The sequence below is a fragment of the Vibrio sp. TH_r3 genome, assembly GCF_033101115.1.
Lineage (GTDB): Bacteria > Pseudomonadota > Gammaproteobacteria > Enterobacterales > Vibrionaceae > Vibrio.
Map to the genome: position 1 here is coordinate 1 of NZ_JAWMPW010000023.1, position 18,489 is coordinate 18,489.

Consider the following 18,489-nt stretch of genomic DNA (forward strand, 5'->3'; position numbering starts at 1 on the left):
GCGTTTTTACGCTGCCTTTTTTTGTTATAATGTTTTATGCGTAAAACAAATATACCGGTGTTTTTAGCCCTAAAACTGATAATGTAGTGGGATTGGCATGGCTAGATTAATTAAAAAGCTGATATCGCTATCTGAATCAAGTAGCGATGTAGAAATGAAGATCGCTCAACAACTGCTTAGGCCTGATATTGATATCTCTGAGATGAGTGCTATTGCACTTGGCCGCTTATGTGGTGTGAGTAATGCTTCAATAGTACGTTTCGCACAGAGTTTGGGCTATAAAGGTTATTCAGTATTTAAACTCGATTTTGTTGCTGAACAAAAAAATCACAATCGATCGCGCGTTTTGAATGACTTTGATCATGCTGGATCCAGTAATTCGATTATTGAAAGCTCTGTCTATTTATTGCAGCAACATTTGCACTGTACCTTTGAGAATGTCTTAAATACAACGGTTGAAGCGGCCGCTAAGGCGATACATGAATCCGGTCGTGTTGTGATTTTAGCATTAGGTACCTCTTCTATTGTGGCCAATTCAATTAGTCAAAAACTTATGTTGCTTAATAAGGCGGTTACATATCAGCCTGATGCCATAATACAAGATCAGTATTTGTTGCAGTTTACTGATAATGATGTCGTGTTAGCGCTTAGTGTGGCAGGAGAAACTGAACAAATAAATAGTAAAATAGCTATCGCTAAAGCTCGTGGCTGCCAGGTCGTATCAATAACTCAAGCTAAACATTCAAAGTTGCATGAACTGTCTGATGTCGTTCTTCCTTTTATCAATGACGAAGGCAATGAAGAGATATTCAACAGTATTGTGCCCATATCTCAACTTGCATTATTTGATGTTGTGTTTAATCGGTTGATTGCCATCGAGGCTGAAACGAGTTCTGAGTTAATGGAACAAAGAAAACGAGCGGTTATCAGCGCTAATTTAATGTAGAAAGACTTTGTTGTAGAGAAAATTCTTTGTAAAAAATGCGCTTATAGAAGATAGGGCGTAGAGAGTAAAGTAACGCCTCTACGCCGTGATTTTGCGTCTTAGAGCTATTTTCTTAGTGTTATTTATAGAGCTATTTATTGCGTTTTACGCTTAAATGCGCGAGTGAAATTAACGCATCTTTATATTCTGATTCAGGTATAGCGCGTAATTCATTGATGGCTTTATCCGCTTCATTGTAAGCCACCTGAGTGGTGTATTCTAAAGCGCCCGTCTCATGTAAAGTAGCAAGAATTTCATCTAATCGTTCCATTCCATTGGCTTTTTCAATGGCCTCACGAATCATCATTCTTTGTTGTTCATTGCCATGTTGCATTGCGTAAAGTAGGGGAAGTGTTGGTTTGCCTTCCGCTAAGTCATCACCAACATTTTTGCCCATTTCTTTTCCGTCGGCCGTGTAATCGAGAACATCATCAATTAATTGGAAGGCAGTGCCTAAATATTTACCATAGTTTTGCATGGCAACTTCAACGTGCTCTGGAGCATCATTTAGTATCGCGCCTATTTGAGTCGCAGATTCAAATAGGCGAGCCGTTTTCGAATAGATAACTTGCATGTAACTTTCTTCAGATGTGTCAGGATCGTTGCAATTGATCAATTGCTGAACTTCTCCTTCAGAAATCACATTGACTGCTTCACTCATTAAAGAAAGGATCTTTAATGATCCTAGACTCGTCATCATTTGGAAAGCTCGCGTGTACATGTAATCGCCGACCAGAATACTTGACGCGTTACCAAACGCGATATTTGCAGTTTCTTTTCCTCTACGCATATCTGATTCATCAACAACGTCATCGTGCAGAAGAGTCGCTGTATGAATGAATTCGATAAAAGCGGCTGCCATTTGATGATCTTGCCCTTTGTATCCCAGAGCTCTTGCTGTTAAAAGAGCCAAAAGAGGCCGGATGCGCTTGCCCCCTCCACTTATAATATAAAAACCAAGTTGGTTTATTAATGTTACTTCTGAGTTGAGTTGTGCTTGAATTATTTCGTTCACTTTTGCCATATCATTGGCAGTCAGTGTTTGGATAGCTTTAAAATCCATGTTCATTCCGGCTAAGTTTAGGCCCGATAAAGGGGAGCTGTTTCTAATTATTGTGTAATAATACACTAAAAATCATTGTAAAATGTACGTTCTAGAGGCATGATTCTCTCACTTTTGTTTGGCGATTATGTTTTCGCCATTTATTTACAAATATGGCTTGTCATAGGAAGTACATTCACGTAGAATCTGCGCCCTATTGATGATTAGTTTAGCGCACACCCCAAATGCTCGTACAATTGCATAGGCTGTGCGGAAAAAGCGGAGTAAAAAATGTACGCTGTTTTCCAATCTGGTGGTAAACAACACCGAGTAAGCGAAGGTCAAACCCTTCGTTTAGAGAAATTAGACGTTGAAACTGGCGCAACAGTTGAGTTCGATACTGTTCTTATGGTTGCTAATGGTGAAGAAATTGCTGTTGGTGCACCTCTTGTTGAGGGCGGTAAAGTAACTGCGGAAGTGGTTCAACACGGTCGTGGCGATAAAGTTAAAATCGTTAAGTTCCGTCGTCGTAAGCACTCTCGTAAACAACAAGGCCATCGTCAGTGGTTCACTGAAGTGAAAATCACTGGCATCAGCGCTTAATTTAGTTAGGAGAGATATACAATGGCACACAAAAAAGCTGGCGGTTCTACTCGTAACGGTCGCGATTCAGAAAGCAAACGTCTTGGCGTTAAGCGTTTTGGTGGCGAATCAGTTCTAGCGGGTAATATCATCGTTCGTCAACGTGGTACTAAGTTCCACGCGGGCACAAACGTTGGTATCGGTAAAGACCATACTCTTTTTGCTTTATCGGAAGGTAAAGTGAAGTTTGAAGTAAAAGGTGCTAAAAACCGTAAGTTCGTAAGCATCGAAACTGAGTAATTTAGTTTCAAGCTGAATTTAAAAGCCCTGCCAATTCGGCGGGGCTTTTTATTTATAGAAAATAGAGTACTTATAAGAAAGCTGGGTACTTATAGAAGAGCATAAAGAACGGAGCTTTCCTTTATTGTTAAGGAAAGGGGCTTTCTTTATGTTCTATTGAATAGATAGCATTGGATCTTGGGTGATCGATCAGATTAATTTGGATCTGCTAGAATAGTATCAATCTATTAAGATGATATTGCACCCAATGCGGAGTTAAGAGATGAAGTTCGTAGATGAAGCGGTTGTAAAAGTAGAAGCTGGTGATGGCGGTAACGGTATTGTTAGTTTCTGGCGAGAAAAATTTGTAACCAAAGGTGGCCCTGATGGCGGCGACGGTGGTGATGGCGGTGATGTCTACCTTGTTGCTGATGAAAATTTAAATACCCTTATTGATTACCGCTTTCAGCGTTTTTATGCTGGTGAACGTGGTGAAAATGGACGTGGTGGCAATTGCACGGGTAAGCGTGGTAAAGATAAAATTTTACGCGTACCTGTTGGTACCCGTGCTGTTGATATTCATACAAATGAAGTCGTTGGTGAAGTCGCAGAGCATGGTAAAAAAGTCATGATAGCCAAAGGTGGCTGGCATGGGTTGGGTAATACTCGTTTTAAATCTTCAGTGAATAGAGCGCCTCGTCAAAAGACAATGGGAACCAAAGGAGAAGTGAGAGAGTTACGTTTAGAGCTTCTTCTTTTAGCTGATGTGGGCATGCTAGGATTACCGAATGCTGGAAAATCCACCTTTATTCGTTCTGTTTCAGCTGCCAAACCAAAAGTCGCTGATTATCCATTTACCACTTTGATCCCTAGTTTGGGTGTTGTAAGTGTTGTTCCGGGTAAGAGTTTTGTGGTTGCCGATATTCCTGGTCTTATTGAAGGTGCAGCTGAAGGTGCTGGATTAGGTATTCGTTTCCTTAAGCATTTAGAACGCTGTCGAGTTTTATTGCATATGGTCGACATTATGCCTATAGATGGCAGTGATCCGGTGCAAAATGCATTAACTATTATCGATGAACTGGAACAATACAGTGATAAAGTTTCTCAAAAGCCTCGCTGGTTGATCTTTAATAAGGTCGATTTACTTCCTGAACATGAAGCAGATGAAAAGATCCAAGAGATCTTAGATGCGCTAGGTTGGGAAGAGCAATTTTTCAAAATTTCTGCCGTTAATAAAAGTGGTACAAAAGAGCTTTGTTACAAGCTAGCTGATTTTATGGATTCTTTACCTAGAGAAGAAGTAGAGATTAGCGAAGAAGAGAAAGTCGATTTCATGTGGGATGATTACCACAAAGATGCTATCTCTGGAAAAGATGTTATTACTGAAGATGGTTGGGATGATGATGATTGGGATGACGATGAAGATGACGGTCACGTTATCTATGTACGTGAATAATGATTATTAAATGACTCTTATCAATAGAACCGCAACATTTGTTGCGGTTTTTTTATATTCAAATCATTTTATAGCGATCGATTTTAATGCAATATAGATGTTACAGAATGCAAACACTATAACTCGGTAATGAAAAAGGATTGTTGGTGGAAACGATATCAAGCGTAGAGAAAGGTTCGAATATAGAAGCAAAATCGAATTCTAATATAGAAGAGAGGCAACGTGCGATTTCTCGGCTTATTGCCCAAGCAGGACAGATGTTACTCGCACATGGGGCTGAAAGTACTCTGGTTGGCGACATAATTAGGCGCATGGGATTAGCAAGTGGTGCCGATGAAGTTGAAGTTTCTTTATCTGCTAATGCGATCGTCGTAACTACCTTTATTCAAAATCGCTGTATGACTACTACACGTAGAGCTCCCGACCGTGGTATTAATATGCGCGTAGTTACTCAAATTCAACGTATTTGTATTATGATGGAAAAAGGAGTTTTAAATCACGCTTTTGCCCAAGATCGGCTAAATAAGATCAGTCCAGCTAGATATAACCGCTGGATTGTGGTCGTTATGATCGGTTTATCTTGTGCATCTTTTAGCCACTTAGCCGGTGGTGATTGGGCTATTTTTGCTATGACATTTCTAGCCTCTGCAGTCGGCATGATCGTAAGGCAAGAGATCGGACATCGACATTTTAATCCGCTAATTAATTTTGCAGTTACCGCATTTGTGACAACACTAATTTCTGCACAAGCCATGGTTTTAAGTATAGGAAATCAACCATTTATCGCAATGGCATCATCTGTGTTGATGTTAGTTCCCGGCTTTCCCTTGATTAATTCGGTTGCTGATATGGTTAAAGGTTATATAAACATTGGTATCGCGCGCTTTGTAATGGGTAGCTTATTAACGTTGGCGACTTGTTTAGGTATTGTTGGTGCGATGACTGTAGTTGGCGTATGGGGGTGGATAGAATAATGGATTTATTACTTGGGCTTTTAAATGATATGTTTTTTGCTTCCATACCTGCGGTCGGTTTTGCTCTGGTGTTTAATGTGCCGCAAAAAGCACTGAAATATTGTGCCATTGGTGGTGCTATTGGTCATGGTTCTCGTTATCTTATGCTGCAGTATGGAATACCAATTGAATGGGCCACGTTCTTTGCTGCAACTACGGTTGGTATGATTGGCGTTTACTGGTCACGTAAATTTTTAGCTCACCCCAAAGTTTTTACCGTCGCGGCTTTAATACCTATGGTTCCTGGTGTTTTTGCTTATAAAGCGATGATTGCGTTAGTAGAAATAAATCATTTAGGCTATACGCCTGAGCTTGTGTCTGTTTTAATGGAGAACTTTTTAAAAGCGATGTTTATTATTGCAGGGCTTGCGATAGGGTTGGCCACGCCTGGATTATTGTTTTATCGACGTCGCTCAGTTATTTAACCGAATGATAGAAGCAGAAGATAATGAAAATTAGCATGATAGCCGCTATGGCAGATAATAGAGTAATTGGTAAAGATAATCAGATGCCTTGGCACTTACCTGCTGATTTTGCATGGTTTAAACGTTGTACAATGGCAAAACCAATTATTATGGGGCGCAAGACTTATGAGTCGATTGGACGCCCTTTACCTGGTCGAAAAAATATCGTGGTTAGCCGTGATCAATCGTTAAATTTACAAGGGGTAGATTGTGTTACTTCTATAGAGAAAGCAATTGAATTGGTTGATGATCAAAACGAAGTAATGATTATTGGTGGCGGTTCGATTTACCACGAGTGTTTACCTCTAGCTAACTGTTTATATTTAACTTACATTGATCTGCATGTTGATGGCGATACTCAGTTTCCTGAGTTAGGTGAAGGTTGGACTGAAACTTACTCTGAGACATATTGCGCTGACGAAAAAAATGCTCACAATATGCGATTTGTCATTTTAGAAAGGTAATAGTTTCTCCACTAATAAAGTATAGAGAATATACAATAGCTAAAGCGTCCTATGCCTCGTAAGTGGTTAAATAGCGGGAATAAAATAGTTAATATGTCAGCATTATAAATAATGCTGACTTAGAAGTGAGATAGGCTTTTTTGACTAAAGAAGGTTTTATCTTCCCAACGAAGCATGGTTAACGTTCCTCCCCAAACGCAACCGGTGTCTAAACCGACCACGTGCTTATTTTGAAAACCAGACAGTGCTGCCCAATGACCAAATAGAATCGTCTTTTCTAGTTTAGTTCTCTGTTTGAGCTTGAACCAAGGCACTAACTTTTTAGAGGATACTTCGCTTGGTGGGAGCTTGCATAGCATGTCAAGTCGGCCATCGGTGAAGCAGTAGCGCATACGTGTAAATGCATTGATAATATATCTATAACGTTCAATACCTTGCAGTTCATCATCCCAGTAATTAGGTGAATTGTCGTACATCTGTTGAATAAGTAACGCCCATTTATCTTCTTTAAGTAAAGTTGCGATCTCTTTTGAAGCGGCTCTGGCTTGATTTAAATCCCATTGAGGGGATATACCAGCGTGGCAGACGACAAACTCTTCGTGTTCAGCCAGTAAAGGCTGTTGTCTTAGCCAATCTAGCAGTGCTTGTTTATCGGGAGCCGACAAAATAGGCGAGGTTTTATCTTTTTTCTTTGCTGGATGAACTCCCAATGAAACAGCAAGTAAATGTAGATCATGGTTACCCAGAACGGTTACAGCTGCCGAACCTAGCGACTTTACAAAACGCAATGTTTCTAAAGATTTAGGGCCTCTAGCAACGAGATCACCAGCAAACCAGATCGTATCGAATTTTGGATCAAAGTTTGCTTTGTTCAAAAGCAGTTGTAATTCGTCAAAACAGCCTTGGATATCTCCAACAATATAGTTTGCCACGTCATTTACCTTTAAAAAGTCGCAAGGAATTAATTCACAATATTGGGAATAGCCAAACTAAAAGGTTCGATTTCAACAATGAACTCTTTTTCGTTTGAATCATGCATTACATATTGACCTTGCATGACACCGACTGGTGTTTCAATTGCTGTTGCACTAGTGTATGTATATTCATCATTACTTGCGATAAATGGTTGTTTTCCTACCACACCTTCGCCTTCTATTGTTATTTGTTTTCCGTCAGAGTCGGTTATTAACCAGCGCCGTCCAATCAGTTGAACGGTTTGATTACTCAAATTCTTAATGGTTATTATATAGGCGAATACATAACGCTTATTTTCTGGTTGAGATTGCTCTTCGACATATTTAGCCTGCACTTGGCACTTTATACAAGGTTGAATAACGTCCATGTTCACCTCACGAATTGGATTGCAGTTGATGACAATATAACTATAACAACTTAATTTTCTTGTTGTGATTCGTCGTGATTTGCGTCTAACCAGTTTGCAATATCAACAAATTGTTTTAACGTCAGATTTTCTGGGCGCATACTAGGATTGACACCTAATTGCTCCAATATTTCTATATCTAATAAACCTCTGTAGCAATTTCGAACGGTTTTACGTCTTTGATTGAAGCCCGTTTTACATACTGTTTCTAACCACTTTAAACTGGAAGCAGGATAAGGTAGCTTTTCATACGGAATCAGTCGTACTACAGCAGAATCGACTTTTGGTGGCGGTATAAATGCACTTGGCGGTACTTCGAGTACTGGTACTACTTTACAGTAGTATTGAGCCATAACCGTAAGACGGCCGTATGTTTTGCTACCAGGCCCAGCGGCTAATCTGTTCACCACTTCTTTTTGTAACATAAAGTGCATGTCACTAATTTCTTTGTGAAACTCAAAAAGATGAAACATTAATGGTGTCGATATGTTGTATGGCAGGTTACCAAAAATGCGTAATTTATTATTCGGCTTTACCAGTTGAGTAAAGTCGAATTTCATTGCATCACCTTCATGAATGGTCAGTTTTGACGCTAAATCAGGATGGTTACGTAATCGTTCAGCAAGATCTCTATCCAGTTCGATAACAGTGAATTTATCCACTTCTTTACCGACAGGTTCGGTAAGTGCGCCTAAGCCTGGACCTATTTCAACTAAGTTTTGCCCCGGAAGTGGGTTTATTGCTGAAACAATTCCATCTATAACATAAGGATCATTTAGGAAGTTTTGACCAAAACGTTTTCTCGCTTTGTGCCCTAAGTGGACATCATTTATCATTGTTTATTCTCAACTAATTCTATCGCGTATTTGAGGGCGGTATGGAAACTTCCTGTGTCCGCTTGCCCTGTACCTGCCAGATCTAACGCCGTACCATGATCGACAGAGGTTCTTATATAGGGTAGACCAAGCGTAATATTTACTGAACGTCCAAAACCCTTATATTTTAAAACAGGTAATACTTGGTCGTGGTACATACCAAGTACAGTATCTGCTTCTGCTAAATATTTTTCACTAAAGATGGTATCGGCAGGCAGTGGCCCGATTAGGTCAAAAGACGATTCTTTTGCTAACTTTTGTAGCGTAGGAGTGATCGTTTTTATCTCTTCATCACCTAAGCAACCATCCTCTCCTGCATGTGGATTTAGCCCACAAACGTAAATTTTAGGCGCTGCAATGGCGAATTTAGTTACCAAGTCTTTATGAAGGATGCGGATTATACTCTCTAGTCGCTCGGCTGTAACGGCTTTTGATATAGAAGTTAACGGTAAATGAGTGGTTACCAAGGCTACGCGTAACCCTTCTGTTGCTAACATCATGACAACTAAAGGAGTATTGGATTTTTCAGCAAAAAATTCGGTATGACCACTAAAAGGTACTCCAGCACGATTTATCACACCTTTATGCACTGGTCCGGTTACTACTGCGTCAAATTCACCACTCACGCAACCATCATTGGCTCTTTGTAAGGTAGCGAGTACATAAAGAGCATTGTTTGGGTTAAGTTCGCCAGAAGTACAAGACTGATTTAATGCGATATGTTCTACCACCAATGAACCCGCTTTTTGTGGTTTTGCTGGCAGACTTTGATCATAATCGAGTAGTTCAACCGTAATACCAAGTTTTACTGCTCTTTCTGCCAGCATCGCTTTATCCGCACAAACGATAATTTGATGTTGCCAATCTGATTGGGATAAGGCTAAAACTAAATCCGGTCCTATACCCGCAGGTTCTCCTGCCGTTACGATTATTCGTCTTGTTGACATTACTGTACTTCACCTTGTTCATTTTCAAGCACTTCGACAAATGCGCTTGCTCTTATTTCTTGCATCCAGGCAGACGCCTCCTCATTAAATTTACGGTTAAATAGAATTCGGTAAGCTCTGTTAGTTAAAGCCGTATCGGTTTTATCAACGTTACGTCTATCTAACACTTCAACAATATGCCAACCATGAACCGTTTTAAATGGTTCACTAATTTGATGAAGTGGTAGAATTTCAACTTGATGTTTAAATTCTGGTACATATAAATCAGGTGTTTGATAGCCCAACTCTCCGTTTTGTGTCGCAGAACCAGGATCTTGGCTATATTGTGTAGCCAGTTTCGCAAACGTTGTTTCACCGGATTTTATTTGATCTATGAAACTCAATAATTGCTTTTTAGCGCCTTCATCGCTTAGGATCACCGATGGTTTAATTAGAATATGTCGAGCGTTTACTTCTGTTACTGAAACGGTTTCTAAGCCACGTGTATCACTAATTTTAAGAATATGCATGCCAACACCACTACGGAAAGGTCCGATTATTGAGCCAGCGGTTTGGGTAGTGATTTGATCAGCAAATATGGTTGGCATTTCTTCTTTACGTAGCCAACCCCAATCACCACCATTTAATGCTTTAGGTCCTTTGGAATGAGTGATTGCCATGGTAGAAAAATTTTCACCTGCATTGAGTTTATCAACTATGTCTTTAGCTTCATTTTCTAGCTGTTGTTTGTCGATATTGTCTTCAAAGCGTAATTGAATATGTTGAATTTTATACTGTACCGACGTGTTGGTTTCCTTGGCAAGTTGGGTAGCAAGGCTTTCCACTTCAGCAGGAAGAATATTCACTCGACGTCGAACCAGAGCATTTCTGGCTTCTGATATAGCAATTTCTTTTCTTAATTGCTCACGAAAGGTCGAATAATCTATGCCATCATTGTTAAGAGAAATACGTAACTGTTCAGGCGTCATTTCTCTTTCTTTCGCTACATCGACGAGTGCTTGATTTAAATTATTGTCATCAATTTTAACCCCTAAACGCTCAGCTTCTTGGTATTGGATTGCATCAACAATTAATTTTTCGACTACTTGTTCTCTTAATACATCTAAAGAAGGCAATGATTGGTTATTTTTTTTTGCATTGTTATTTAGCGTTAGTAGTGCTGAGTCAATATCACTTTGTAAAATAACACCGTTATTTACAATTACAGCGATATTATCTAACTCAACTGGAGTAGCAAAACTTGACGCCGTAAATAAAGACATCAAGCCTATTAGAGTGTGTTTCCACATTTTCATGTAATGATTACCAACAAATTATTATTGCGCAATTGCAATACTATTAATTATTTAAATAGAAAGGTCGACTATAGCCTAAAGAGCTATTAGAAGAATCTACACCTGCTAATCCTGACCCACCGGATAGTGTCTGACCAAATCCTATAATACCAAAGTTTATCGTGAAATTTTGTTCGTAAGTTGGAGAGCCAACGCCAATTTCATCCCAATCATATAGTTGGTTGCTGTAGGAAAATCCAATATACCAACAGTCACTGGTATAGTTGACCCCAGCTAACCACTCAAGGTTCACTTTTTCGTTAGTATCATAATAATATTGGCCATTTAATTTCCAATGACGACCCAAATTATAAGATGTTACGAAACCTAATTGGCTGATCCCTTCGCGCGTGTAAGAGTAATCATCGTCTTCGTCAATATAATCGACATTACTGGTTATATAATCATATGATACATATCGGTAGTTTATTTGACTGTATCCCGAGGCGTAGCGGTATTCCAAAGTGCTATCTGCTAACTGAACTTGTGAAGATGCACTATCATATTGAAAACCTGCTTGATAGAACAAATAATCATCGTAATTAAATTCGGCATCCAATGCCCAAGCAGAAAAATAAGAAGATTCGTCAGAATCGGAACTGTTGTCATTGTATGATTTGTTTAGATAAATAATTTGTCCAAAAGACAAATTCATCCGCTCAGTGAACTCATCATCAAAGAATCGTGTAGACGCTCCATAGCTAAACTGGTTAGCAGGGGCGATGTAGTCAATACTACTGTATTTTTGACTACGAAAAAGGCCATCATAATCAAGTTGTAGCTTAGTTGTATCGTAATTGGAATAGATTCCAGATTGATCTATATCAGGTACATAAAGGTACTGAATTTGTGGTTCAAGGGTTTGGGTAAAGTTACCAAATGTACTGGAATCACGTTCGAAATAGATGCCTGAATGCAGCCTTAATTGAGGCACCGTTCTGGATACCTGATCTTCATAATCATCGTCATCAATGTCTTTTAGATCTTGTTCATAGTAGCTTTGAAACAGTTTTGCCTCAGCAGTAAATGTACCCCAAGAGTTCGATAAAGGCAGAGCTAATGTTGGTTCTACATGCACCCGAACCGCGTCGGGACTATCAGTATCATCGGTAGCAAAGCGACTGATTTGACTTTTCATCGCAAAATCGAGTTTTGAGTAGAAGTGAGGAGCGTAATAGTTGTGCTCTAGTTGTGGCATGATTCTATAAGGATAAGTGCTTTCTGATAGTACCTGGAAGTCCCTCACACTGAGCGTAGTATCCCAAGAATCTGAACGATAAGAGACTTTTCCCGATTGAAGAAGTTGGCCATCTTCACGATTACCGATACTGGAGTCGACATCGGTAAAGTAACTGATGTCACCGACTTTTGAATAATCGACTTCAAATTTCCACGAATTTCGGAATACGCCACTATGGCTCCAGTTGAAACCCCAACGGTCCCCTTCGTCTGTATATTTCGCATCATCTGGAAGATATTCAGTTTCTATCGAACCTTGTCCAATGCCGGTTAAGTAACGAAATTTAGAATTAAGCTGCGTACCTCTTTCGGACATGTAGTTGATGTCGGTTTGTAAATCGTATTCAGGTGCAAGGTTCCAATAGATGGGGATCGATATGCCCATTCCGTCCGTGCTATCGTAAGATACGCTTGGGTACAGAAAACCAGTTTTTCGAGTATCTCCAATGGGGATAGTCAAATAAGGTAAATAGAAAACGGGAACAGTAAGAATTTCAACTCTTGGGTTGTAAAGTGTTGCTTCTTCATCAGTTTGATCTATTTCGATAGAGGATGCACGCAGGCGCCAAGAATTATCGCCTTCAGGGCAAGAAGTAATAGTACCATCTTCTAATTCATAGAAAGTTTTATCTTTTTGATAAATAACTTTCGCATCACCTCGGCCATCTTCGCAAAGAAATTCATACTGAGTGTTCTCTAACGTCGCCATATCGGAATTTAAGTGAGCCGTTGCTTTATCTGAAACGGTTTTTAATTGACCATCGTACGAGCGCACATTGCCTTCTGCAACGACGATACTATCTTGTTGGTGTAAGGTGACAGTATCTGCTGATATGCGTTTATCGCCCTGTGTTATAACTACATCGCCTTGATAGATAGCTTGATCGCCATTGATAGCTTCAACGCTATCGGCTTCAACAGTAACAGGAAGATCTTCAGTTGGCGTGTTCACAATCAAACATTGATCTGCAGAGGGCATTTCTTGCACACTAGAGTCTTGTGAAGGTTCAGCTTGAGTTGTTGGCACGAATACGGCTGCACTAATGGATACCGTTAGCAGAGTGCGAGGAAAATATGGCATCTAGTTTAACTATCCTGTGTAACTTGATTTATTCAGAGGTCAAATAGACCTGCTCTGATGTAAAACGTTCCTTATGATAACCTGAACTTGCGATAATGGGCATTAAAAACACAGTTATCAATAAAAACAGTGTTAACTGTAAGAACAAGGTTAACTAATGAGATATGTCGCTTTATCGTTATCCAGAACGGTACAATATTAGCGTAAATTTAGATACTATATCAGTAGTATAAATAGCAAAAAATCACAATTGAGAGCGCAATAATGCAAATTTTTGGGAAAATTTTAGGTTTATTTTTTGGTTTCCTGTTTGGGGGAGCATTTGGCGCTGTCTTTGGCTTATTTTTAGGTCATCAATTTGATAAAGCAAGAAGACTAAGCCAAGCAGGATTTAGAGCGTCTAGTGCGTTTTCTGGTGGTCCAAATCAAGCAGAAAGACAAGCCGAGTTTTTTAAGGCTGCGTTTTCTGTCATGGGACATGTAGCAAAGGCAAAAGGCCAAGTTACGAAAGAAGAAATTCAACTTGCAGCGACAATGATGCAACGTATGCAACTTCAAGGTGAACAAAAAAAAGCGGCACAAAATGCTTTTCGCGAAGGTAAAGCAGCGGATTTCCCTCTTAATGACGTTCTTGAGCGTGTACGTATTTCATCGGCTGGTCGACATGATTTATTACAGTTCTTCTTAGAGTTGCAGATTTCATCAGCTTTTGCTGATGGTAGTTTAGATCCTGCAGAACGCAATGTTTTGCACGTAATCGCAAAAGGACTAGGTTTCTCAGCACAACAACTGGATCAGCGACTTCAAATGCAAGAAGCGGCCTTTCGTTTTCAAAGAGAAGGTGGGGCGGGTGGCTGGCATCATTCCCATGGTCAACAAAGTGGAGGTGGTTGGCAACAGGCGCCTAGCGCTGATCAATTAGCCGACGCTTATAAAGTGCTCGGTATCGACAATGATGCGGATGCAAAAGCAGTGAAGAGAGCGTATCGTAAACTCATGAATGAGCATCACCCTGATAAGCTGGTTGCGAAAGGTTTACCGCCAGAAATGATGGATATGGCAAAAGAAAAAGCTCAAGATATTCAAGCTGCTTATGATCTCATCAAAAAAGAAAAAGGGTTTAAATAGTGTTATCCGGTCAAAGGCATTATGTTATGCCTTTGACCTGTTCTATCTTATTGGGCTTGATTTAAACTCCAGTCATATTCATATTTTACGTCGTTCAAATTAACTGAAAGGTCTGAACGATAGTGTTTTAAATGTTGTTCAAGTCCTTCTTTGCCAGAAAAATCGACCAGAAACCACTCATAAATAGAAGACAGCGTTACATTATTAGCATTATTGCCAACAAGTACACCTTTATCACTGTTGATAAATTCATTGGCCGCTTTTTCTAATAGCATTTCAGTATTATCGGCACTAAAGGCTGTTTTTTGTAGGTTAGGGCAACCTAAGCTCGCGCAGTTAACGGCGTAGTGAGTACGAGCGTCTTGCCATATCGGGCGAAGAATACGATGTTCTATATCGTTCAATGTCAGGTCTTTACCTGCAATAGTTACCACTTCGTTTTCCCATGGACCAAAACTAAATAAACCACCTAACTTGGTAATAGAACTGGTTGGGTAATTTTCGAGTATAAGATTGACGGTAATAGCGTTGTATAAATTGACCCAGTAAGCGTACTGCTGTGCTTTATTAAAAGTACGAGGATCGAGTTGGGCCATTGTACTAATGTAGTTTTGTAGGTTTTTTTGATCAGCTGAAGAAACGTTAGCGTAAGAGACCAGTGTGTTAGTACCTCGCTCAATTACGTATTGATCTAAAAATTGCTGCCAGTTTTGATGAGAAATTGTTTGTTGGTTTTGCGGGTCACTCTGGTTCCAGTAATCCCAAAGTTCCGCTTTTGGTGCGGCAAACGAAAAAGTGGAAAATAGTAGGCTAGCGATCAGTAAAAAATAGTTCATAGATAATCCCATTAACAATGATGTTACTTAGGATAGACCATGCAGAGCGTCGTTAAATTTCACTCAAAGTAGAATAAGTTCTAGCTCTTAGTCAAAACATGCATGTTTTGGTCTAAGAGCTAGCCATAATGTCGACAATGTTTATCGCTTATAAATATTTCGTTTTTTTTATGCAGTTATTGCATAAAAGCAGGAATATTATTTTCGTATTCGGTTATTTTTTCTTCGTGTTGAAGAGTTAAACCTATGTTGTCTAAACCATTAAGTAAGCAATGACGACGGAACTCATCTATTTCGAATGAATAGTGTTTACCGTTAGCCGTTACTTTCATCGCTTCTAAATCAACCGTGACTTCTGCACCTTCATTCGCTTGAACATACTGGAATATTTCATCCACTTCTTGTTCAGATAAACGTACAGGCACCATTTGGTTGTTAATAGAGTTACCATAGAAAATATCGGCAAAACTTGGTGCTATCATTACTTTTATACCGTAATCCGCTAGCGCCCAAGGGGCATGTTCACGCGAAGAACCGCAACCAAAATTTTCACGAGCCAGCAAGATAGAGGCACCTTGATAGCGAGGTTCATTCATAACGAAATCTGGATTAGGCTGTTGGCCTGCATCATCCAAAAAGCGCCAGTCATTAAAAAGATGTTGGCCAAAGCCTAAACGCGTTACTTTTTGGAGAAACTGCTTAGGTATAATGGCATCTGTATCAATATTAGCTAAGTCTAAAGGAACGACTAAGCCGGTGTGATTTTTAAAACCTGACATTGTTTTGCTCCTTATAGTTCACGAATATCAACAAAATGACCCGCGATAGCTGCTGCTGCTGCCATAGCTGGACTAACCAAATGAGTTCGGCCATCTCGACCTTGGCGACCTTCAAAGTTTCGATTACTGGTTGAAGCGCAGCGCTCTTGTGGTCCTAATCGGTCGTTATTCATTGCAAGACACATGGAGCATCCTGGTAAACGCCATTCAAAACCAGCTTCGATGAATATTTTATCTAAGCCTTCTTGTTCTGCTTGAGCTTTTACTTGCTCTGAACCAGGAACAATAAGTGCTTGTACGTGTGAAGCGACTGTGCGTCCTTTTGCTACCGCTGCCGCTGCGCGCATGTCTTCAATGCGAGAGTTTGTACATGAACCAACAAAAACTTTATCTACATTGTAATCAGACAAGGCTTTGCCCGCTTCTAACCCCATATAAGCAAGTGCTTTTTCAGCTGAAGCTTTTTCTACTGGATCATTAAAGCTTTGCGGGGCTGGAATTGGTTCGTCAACGGCAATAACTTGGCCTGGATTAGTACCCCATGTTACCTGCGGTTTAATGTCAGCTGCATTAAGAGTTACTACAGCATCAAAGCTAGCATCATCGTCTGATTTTAGTGACGACCAATAGTCAACCGCGGCATCCCAATCTGCGCCCTTAGGTGCAAATTCACGGCCTTTAATGTAATCAAAAGTCGTTTGATCTGGGGCAATTAAACCGGCTTTTGCACCAAGTTCTATCGCCATATTACAGACGGTCATGCGACCTTCCATAGATAAATCACGAATCGCTTCACCACAAAATTCAACCACATAACCAGTACCACCAGCGGCCGTTGTTTTGCCAATAATAGCGAGCACGATATCTTTTGCAGTAATACCCTCGGCTACTTTGCCTTTTACTTCGATCTTCATGGTTTTAGCACGAGCTTGTTTTAACGTTTGTGTCGCTAAAACGTGTTCCACTTCTGAAGTACCTATACCGAAAGCTATAGAACCAAATGCACCATGTGTCGCGGTATGTGAATCGCCACAAACAATAGTCATACCGGGCAAAGTAATGCCAAGTTCTGGCCCCATTACATGTACAATTCCCTGGTATTTATGGTTAAGATCATAAAGTGTTACGCCAAATTCTTCACAGTTGCTCGACAGTGTTTGCATTTGGATTCGAGCCATTTCACCAGAGGCATTAATGTCTTTAGTGGTAGTGGATACGTTGTGATCCATCGTGGCAAAGGTTTTACCAAGTTGACGGACTTTTCGACCTTTCTCACGTAAACCATCAAAGGCTTGTGGTGAGGTTACTTCGTGCACTAAGTGGCGGTCGATATATAAAATTGGATTTTCGCCCTCGGCAGCGACAACAACGTGTGCTGTGTAGACTTTTTCGTATAAGGTTTTAGACATTGCTTCTTCCTTGGTGAAGATAATAGCTACTCTAAGTCTATAAAATAGCTATTCATATTCGTTTTAAAAGTAACTAATTTAAAATGTAAGCAGCGATTTTGTCGCCCATTTCAGAGGTTGATAGTGCTGGTTTATTTCTGGCAAGGTCGCCAGTAAGCTCTCCGGCTTCTAATGCTTTAGAAACGGCCGCTTCTATATCTTGTGCTGCTTGGTCTTCACCTAGGCTATAACGAAGCATTAATGCAGCGGATAAAATTTGAGCGACAGGGTTAGCGATATTTTTACCTGCAATATCTGGCGCTGAGCCACCGGCAGGTTCATATAGACCAAAATTGCTTTCGTTTAAACTAGCAGAAGGAAGCATACCCATCGAGCCAGTTATCATTGCGCACTCATCAGAGATTATATCGCCAAAGATATTAGAACAAAGCATCACATCAAACTGAGATGGGTCTTTGATTAATTGCATTGTAGCGTTGTCGATATAGATATGAGAAAGCTCAACATCTGGATAATCTTTAGCGATCTCTTCTACGACTTCACGCCACAAAATAGAACTTTGTAGTACGTTAGCTTTATCGACCGAACAGACTTTTTTATTACGTAAACGAGCCGATTCAAATGCGATTTTAGCGATTCTTTCTATTTCAAAGCGTTGATAAACTTCGGTATCAAATGCTTTTTCAGTTGCGCCTTCACCTTCACGTCCTTTAGGTTGACCAAAGTAGATACCACCGGTCAGCTCCCTTACTACTACAATATCAAAACCATTTTCAGAAATATCAGCACGTAAAGGCGAAAACGATTCTAAGCCTTTATGGATTTGGGCAGGACGGAGGTTACAAAATAGCTGAAAGTGTTTGCGTAACGGTAGTAAAGCTCCACGTTCAGGTTGGTCATTTGGTGGAAGGTGTTCCCACTTAGGACCGCCAACAGAACCAAACAGAACGGCATCGGCATCTTCGCAACCTTTAACCGTGCTTTCTGGAAGAGGGCAACCGTGATTATCGATAGCAATACCGCCCACATCGTATTGCTCTTTAGAGAAACTGATTCCGTGTTTCTTTTCAATTGCATCTAATACTTTATGAGCTTGTTCCATTACTTCTGGACCGATGCCGTCTCCCGGTAAAACGGCTATTTTGTACTCTTTGCCTGCCATGGTCGTGTGTTTCCTATCTTTGTTAAATTAAAA

The 18,489-nt window shown here is 40.1% G+C and carries 19 protein-coding genes; 8 read left to right on the forward strand and 11 right to left on the reverse strand.

Going from position 1 to position 18,489, the window contains the following annotated elements; all coding sequences use genetic code 11:
- The first annotated feature begins 97 nt into the window (after positions 1 to 97).
- On the forward strand, positions 98 to 946 hold the full coding sequence (locus R3X26_RS15435; RefSeq protein ID WP_317718221.1) for a MurR/RpiR family transcriptional regulator: 849 nt from the start codon (positions 98 to 100) through the stop codon (positions 944 to 946).
- A gap of 130 nt (positions 947 to 1,076) precedes the next feature.
- On the opposite strand, the gene ispB is transcribed toward R3X26_RS15435, so the two are convergent.
- Positions 1,077 to 2,048: an octaprenyl diphosphate synthase gene (gene ispB, locus R3X26_RS15440; protein WP_317718222.1), complete on the reverse strand. Its 972-nt coding sequence runs from the start codon at positions 2,046 to 2,048 to the stop codon at positions 1,077 to 1,079.
- A 270-nt stretch (positions 2,049 to 2,318) separates the two neighbouring features.
- Between ispB and rplU the strand changes: the two genes are divergently transcribed.
- The 6 genes from rplU to folA all read left to right on the forward strand — a co-directional run bounded on the left by rplU (position 2,319) and on the right by folA (position 6,285).
- Entirely contained in the window at positions 2,319 to 2,630 is a 312-nt protein-coding gene (gene rplU / locus R3X26_RS15445; RefSeq protein WP_317718223.1) for a 50S ribosomal protein L21, read from the forward strand.
- Between the two features lie 21 nt (positions 2,631 to 2,651).
- On the forward strand, positions 2,652 to 2,909 hold the full coding sequence (gene rpmA / locus R3X26_RS15450; RefSeq protein ID WP_317718224.1) for a 50S ribosomal protein L27: 258 nt from the start codon (positions 2,652 to 2,654) through the stop codon (positions 2,907 to 2,909).
- Between the two features lie 262 nt (positions 2,910 to 3,171).
- Positions 3,172 to 4,344, forward strand: coding sequence for an Obg family GTPase CgtA (gene cgtA, locus R3X26_RS15455; RefSeq protein ID WP_317718225.1), 1,173 nt, complete (start codon positions 3,172 to 3,174; stop codon positions 4,342 to 4,344).
- Between the two features lie 206 nt (positions 4,345 to 4,550).
- Entirely contained in the window at positions 4,551 to 5,318 is a 768-nt protein-coding gene (locus R3X26_RS15460) for a threonine/serine exporter ThrE family protein (RefSeq protein WP_317718271.1), read from the forward strand.
- Positions 5,318 to 5,782 carry a threonine/serine exporter family protein gene (locus R3X26_RS15465; protein ID WP_411572425.1) on the forward strand — a complete coding sequence of 155 codons (465 nt, stop codon included), beginning with the start codon at positions 5,318 to 5,320 and terminating at the stop codon, positions 5,780 to 5,782. Before R3X26_RS15460 ends, R3X26_RS15465 begins: the two co-directional genes overlap by 1 nt.
- A 23-nt stretch (positions 5,783 to 5,805) precedes the next feature.
- Positions 5,806 to 6,285, forward strand: a complete 480-nt coding sequence (folA, locus tag R3X26_RS15470) for a type 3 dihydrofolate reductase (RefSeq protein ID WP_317718227.1) — start codon at positions 5,806 to 5,808, stop codon at positions 6,283 to 6,285.
- Positions 6,286 to 6,404: 119 nt separating this feature from the next.
- On the opposite strand, the gene R3X26_RS15475 is transcribed toward folA, so the two are convergent.
- The 6 genes from R3X26_RS15475 to lptD are packed head-to-tail and all read right to left on the reverse strand — an operon-like array spanning position 6,405 to position 13,142.
- Complete coding sequence (locus R3X26_RS15475; protein ID WP_317718228.1) at positions 6,405 to 7,217, reverse strand: symmetrical bis(5'-nucleosyl)-tetraphosphatase; 813 nt, start codon at positions 7,215 to 7,217, stop codon at positions 6,405 to 6,407.
- Positions 7,218 to 7,246: 29 nt separating this feature from the next.
- Positions 7,247 to 7,627: a Co2+/Mg2+ efflux protein ApaG gene (gene apaG / locus R3X26_RS15480; protein ID WP_317718229.1), complete on the reverse strand. Its 381-nt coding sequence runs from the start codon at positions 7,625 to 7,627 to the stop codon at positions 7,247 to 7,249.
- Between the two features lie 50 nt (positions 7,628 to 7,677).
- Positions 7,678 to 8,502 (reverse strand): 16S rRNA (adenine(1518)-N(6)/adenine(1519)-N(6))-dimethyltransferase RsmA, encoded by an 825-nt coding sequence (rsmA, locus tag R3X26_RS15485; RefSeq protein WP_317718230.1) that lies wholly within the window; start codon positions 8,500 to 8,502, stop codon positions 7,678 to 7,680.
- Positions 8,499 to 9,488: a 4-hydroxythreonine-4-phosphate dehydrogenase PdxA gene (gene pdxA / locus R3X26_RS15490; protein WP_317718231.1), complete on the reverse strand. Its 990-nt coding sequence runs from the start codon at positions 9,486 to 9,488 to the stop codon at positions 8,499 to 8,501. Before pdxA ends, rsmA begins: the two co-directional genes overlap by 4 nt.
- A complete protein-coding gene (gene surA, locus R3X26_RS15495) occupies positions 9,488 to 10,783 on the reverse strand; it encodes a peptidylprolyl isomerase SurA (RefSeq protein ID WP_317718232.1) in 1,296 nt (431 codons plus the stop codon). Before surA ends, pdxA begins: the two co-directional genes overlap by 1 nt.
- A gap of 43 nt (positions 10,784 to 10,826) precedes the next feature.
- Positions 10,827 to 13,142, reverse strand: a complete 2,316-nt coding sequence (gene lptD, locus R3X26_RS15500) for an LPS assembly protein LptD (RefSeq protein ID WP_317718233.1) — start codon at positions 13,140 to 13,142, stop codon at positions 10,827 to 10,829.
- Positions 13,143 to 13,406: 264 nt separating this feature from the next.
- Between lptD and djlA the strand changes: the two genes are divergently transcribed.
- A complete protein-coding gene (gene djlA / locus R3X26_RS15505; protein WP_317718234.1) occupies positions 13,407 to 14,270 on the forward strand; it encodes a co-chaperone DjlA in 864 nt (287 codons plus the stop codon).
- 47 nt (positions 14,271 to 14,317) lie between these two features.
- Here the strand turns inward: djlA and R3X26_RS15510 are convergent, their stop codons facing one another.
- The 4 genes from R3X26_RS15510 to leuB form a co-directional block, all read right to left on the reverse strand.
- Positions 14,318 to 15,106 (reverse strand): DUF547 domain-containing protein, encoded by a 789-nt coding sequence (locus R3X26_RS15510; RefSeq protein ID WP_317718235.1) that lies wholly within the window; start codon positions 15,104 to 15,106, stop codon positions 14,318 to 14,320.
- Between the two features lie 176 nt (positions 15,107 to 15,282).
- The gene (leuD, locus tag R3X26_RS15515; RefSeq protein ID WP_317718236.1) at positions 15,283 to 15,885 is read right to left on the reverse strand and encodes a 3-isopropylmalate dehydratase small subunit; all 603 of its coding nucleotides are present in this window, start codon (positions 15,883 to 15,885) and stop codon (positions 15,283 to 15,285) included.
- Positions 15,886 to 15,896: 11 nt separating this feature from the next.
- Complete coding sequence (gene leuC / locus R3X26_RS15520; RefSeq protein WP_317718237.1) at positions 15,897 to 17,294, reverse strand: 3-isopropylmalate dehydratase large subunit; 1,398 nt, start codon at positions 17,292 to 17,294, stop codon at positions 15,897 to 15,899.
- A gap of 73 nt (positions 17,295 to 17,367) precedes the next feature.
- Positions 17,368 to 18,456, reverse strand: a complete 1,089-nt coding sequence (gene leuB, locus R3X26_RS15525) for a 3-isopropylmalate dehydrogenase (protein WP_317718238.1) — start codon at positions 18,454 to 18,456, stop codon at positions 17,368 to 17,370.
- Between the last annotated feature and the right edge of the window lie 33 nt (positions 18,457 to 18,489).

Coding starts and splice junctions, on each gene's coding strand:
- leuB (WP_317718238.1), bottom strand. CDS start 18,456: ATGGCAGGCAAAGAGTACAAAATAGCCGTTTTACCGGGAGACGGCATC.
- cgtA (WP_317718225.1), top strand. CDS start 3,172: ATGAAGTTCGTAGATGAAGCGGTTGTAAAAGTAGAAGCTGGTGATGGC.
- rplU (WP_317718223.1), top strand. CDS start 2,319: ATGTACGCTGTTTTCCAATCTGGTGGTAAACAACACCGAGTAAGCGAA.
- djlA (WP_317718234.1), top strand. CDS start 13,407: ATGCAAATTTTTGGGAAAATTTTAGGTTTATTTTTTGGTTTCCTGTTT.
- surA (WP_317718232.1), bottom strand. CDS start 10,783: ATGAAAATGTGGAAACACACTCTAATAGGCTTGATGTCTTTATTTACG.
- ispB (WP_317718222.1), bottom strand. CDS start 2,048: ATGGATTTTAAAGCTATCCAAACACTGACTGCCAATGATATGGCAAAA.
- apaG (WP_317718229.1), bottom strand. CDS start 7,627: ATGGACGTTATTCAACCTTGTATAAAGTGCCAAGTGCAGGCTAAATAT.
- leuD (WP_317718236.1), bottom strand. CDS start 15,885: ATGTCAGGTTTTAAAAATCACACCGGCTTAGTCGTTCCTTTAGACTTA.
- lptD (WP_317718233.1), bottom strand. CDS start 13,142: ATGCCATATTTTCCTCGCACTCTGCTAACGGTATCCATTAGTGCAGCC.
- folA (WP_317718227.1), top strand. CDS start 5,806: ATGAAAATTAGCATGATAGCCGCTATGGCAGATAATAGAGTAATTGGT.
- R3X26_RS15435 (WP_317718221.1), top strand. CDS start 98: ATGGCTAGATTAATTAAAAAGCTGATATCGCTATCTGAATCAAGTAGC.
- R3X26_RS15465 (WP_411572425.1), top strand. CDS start 5,318: ATGGATTTATTACTTGGGCTTTTAAATGATATGTTTTTTGCTTCCATA.
- rpmA (WP_317718224.1), top strand. CDS start 2,652: ATGGCACACAAAAAAGCTGGCGGTTCTACTCGTAACGGTCGCGATTCA.
- leuC (WP_317718237.1), bottom strand. CDS start 17,294: ATGTCTAAAACCTTATACGAAAAAGTCTACACAGCACACGTTGTTGTC.
- R3X26_RS15510 (WP_317718235.1), bottom strand. CDS start 15,106: ATGAACTATTTTTTACTGATCGCTAGCCTACTATTTTCCACTTTTTCG.
- rsmA (WP_317718230.1), bottom strand. CDS start 8,502: ATGATAAATGATGTCCACTTAGGGCACAAAGCGAGAAAACGTTTTGGT.
- pdxA (WP_317718231.1), bottom strand. CDS start 9,488: ATGTCAACAAGACGAATAATCGTAACGGCAGGAGAACCTGCGGGTATA.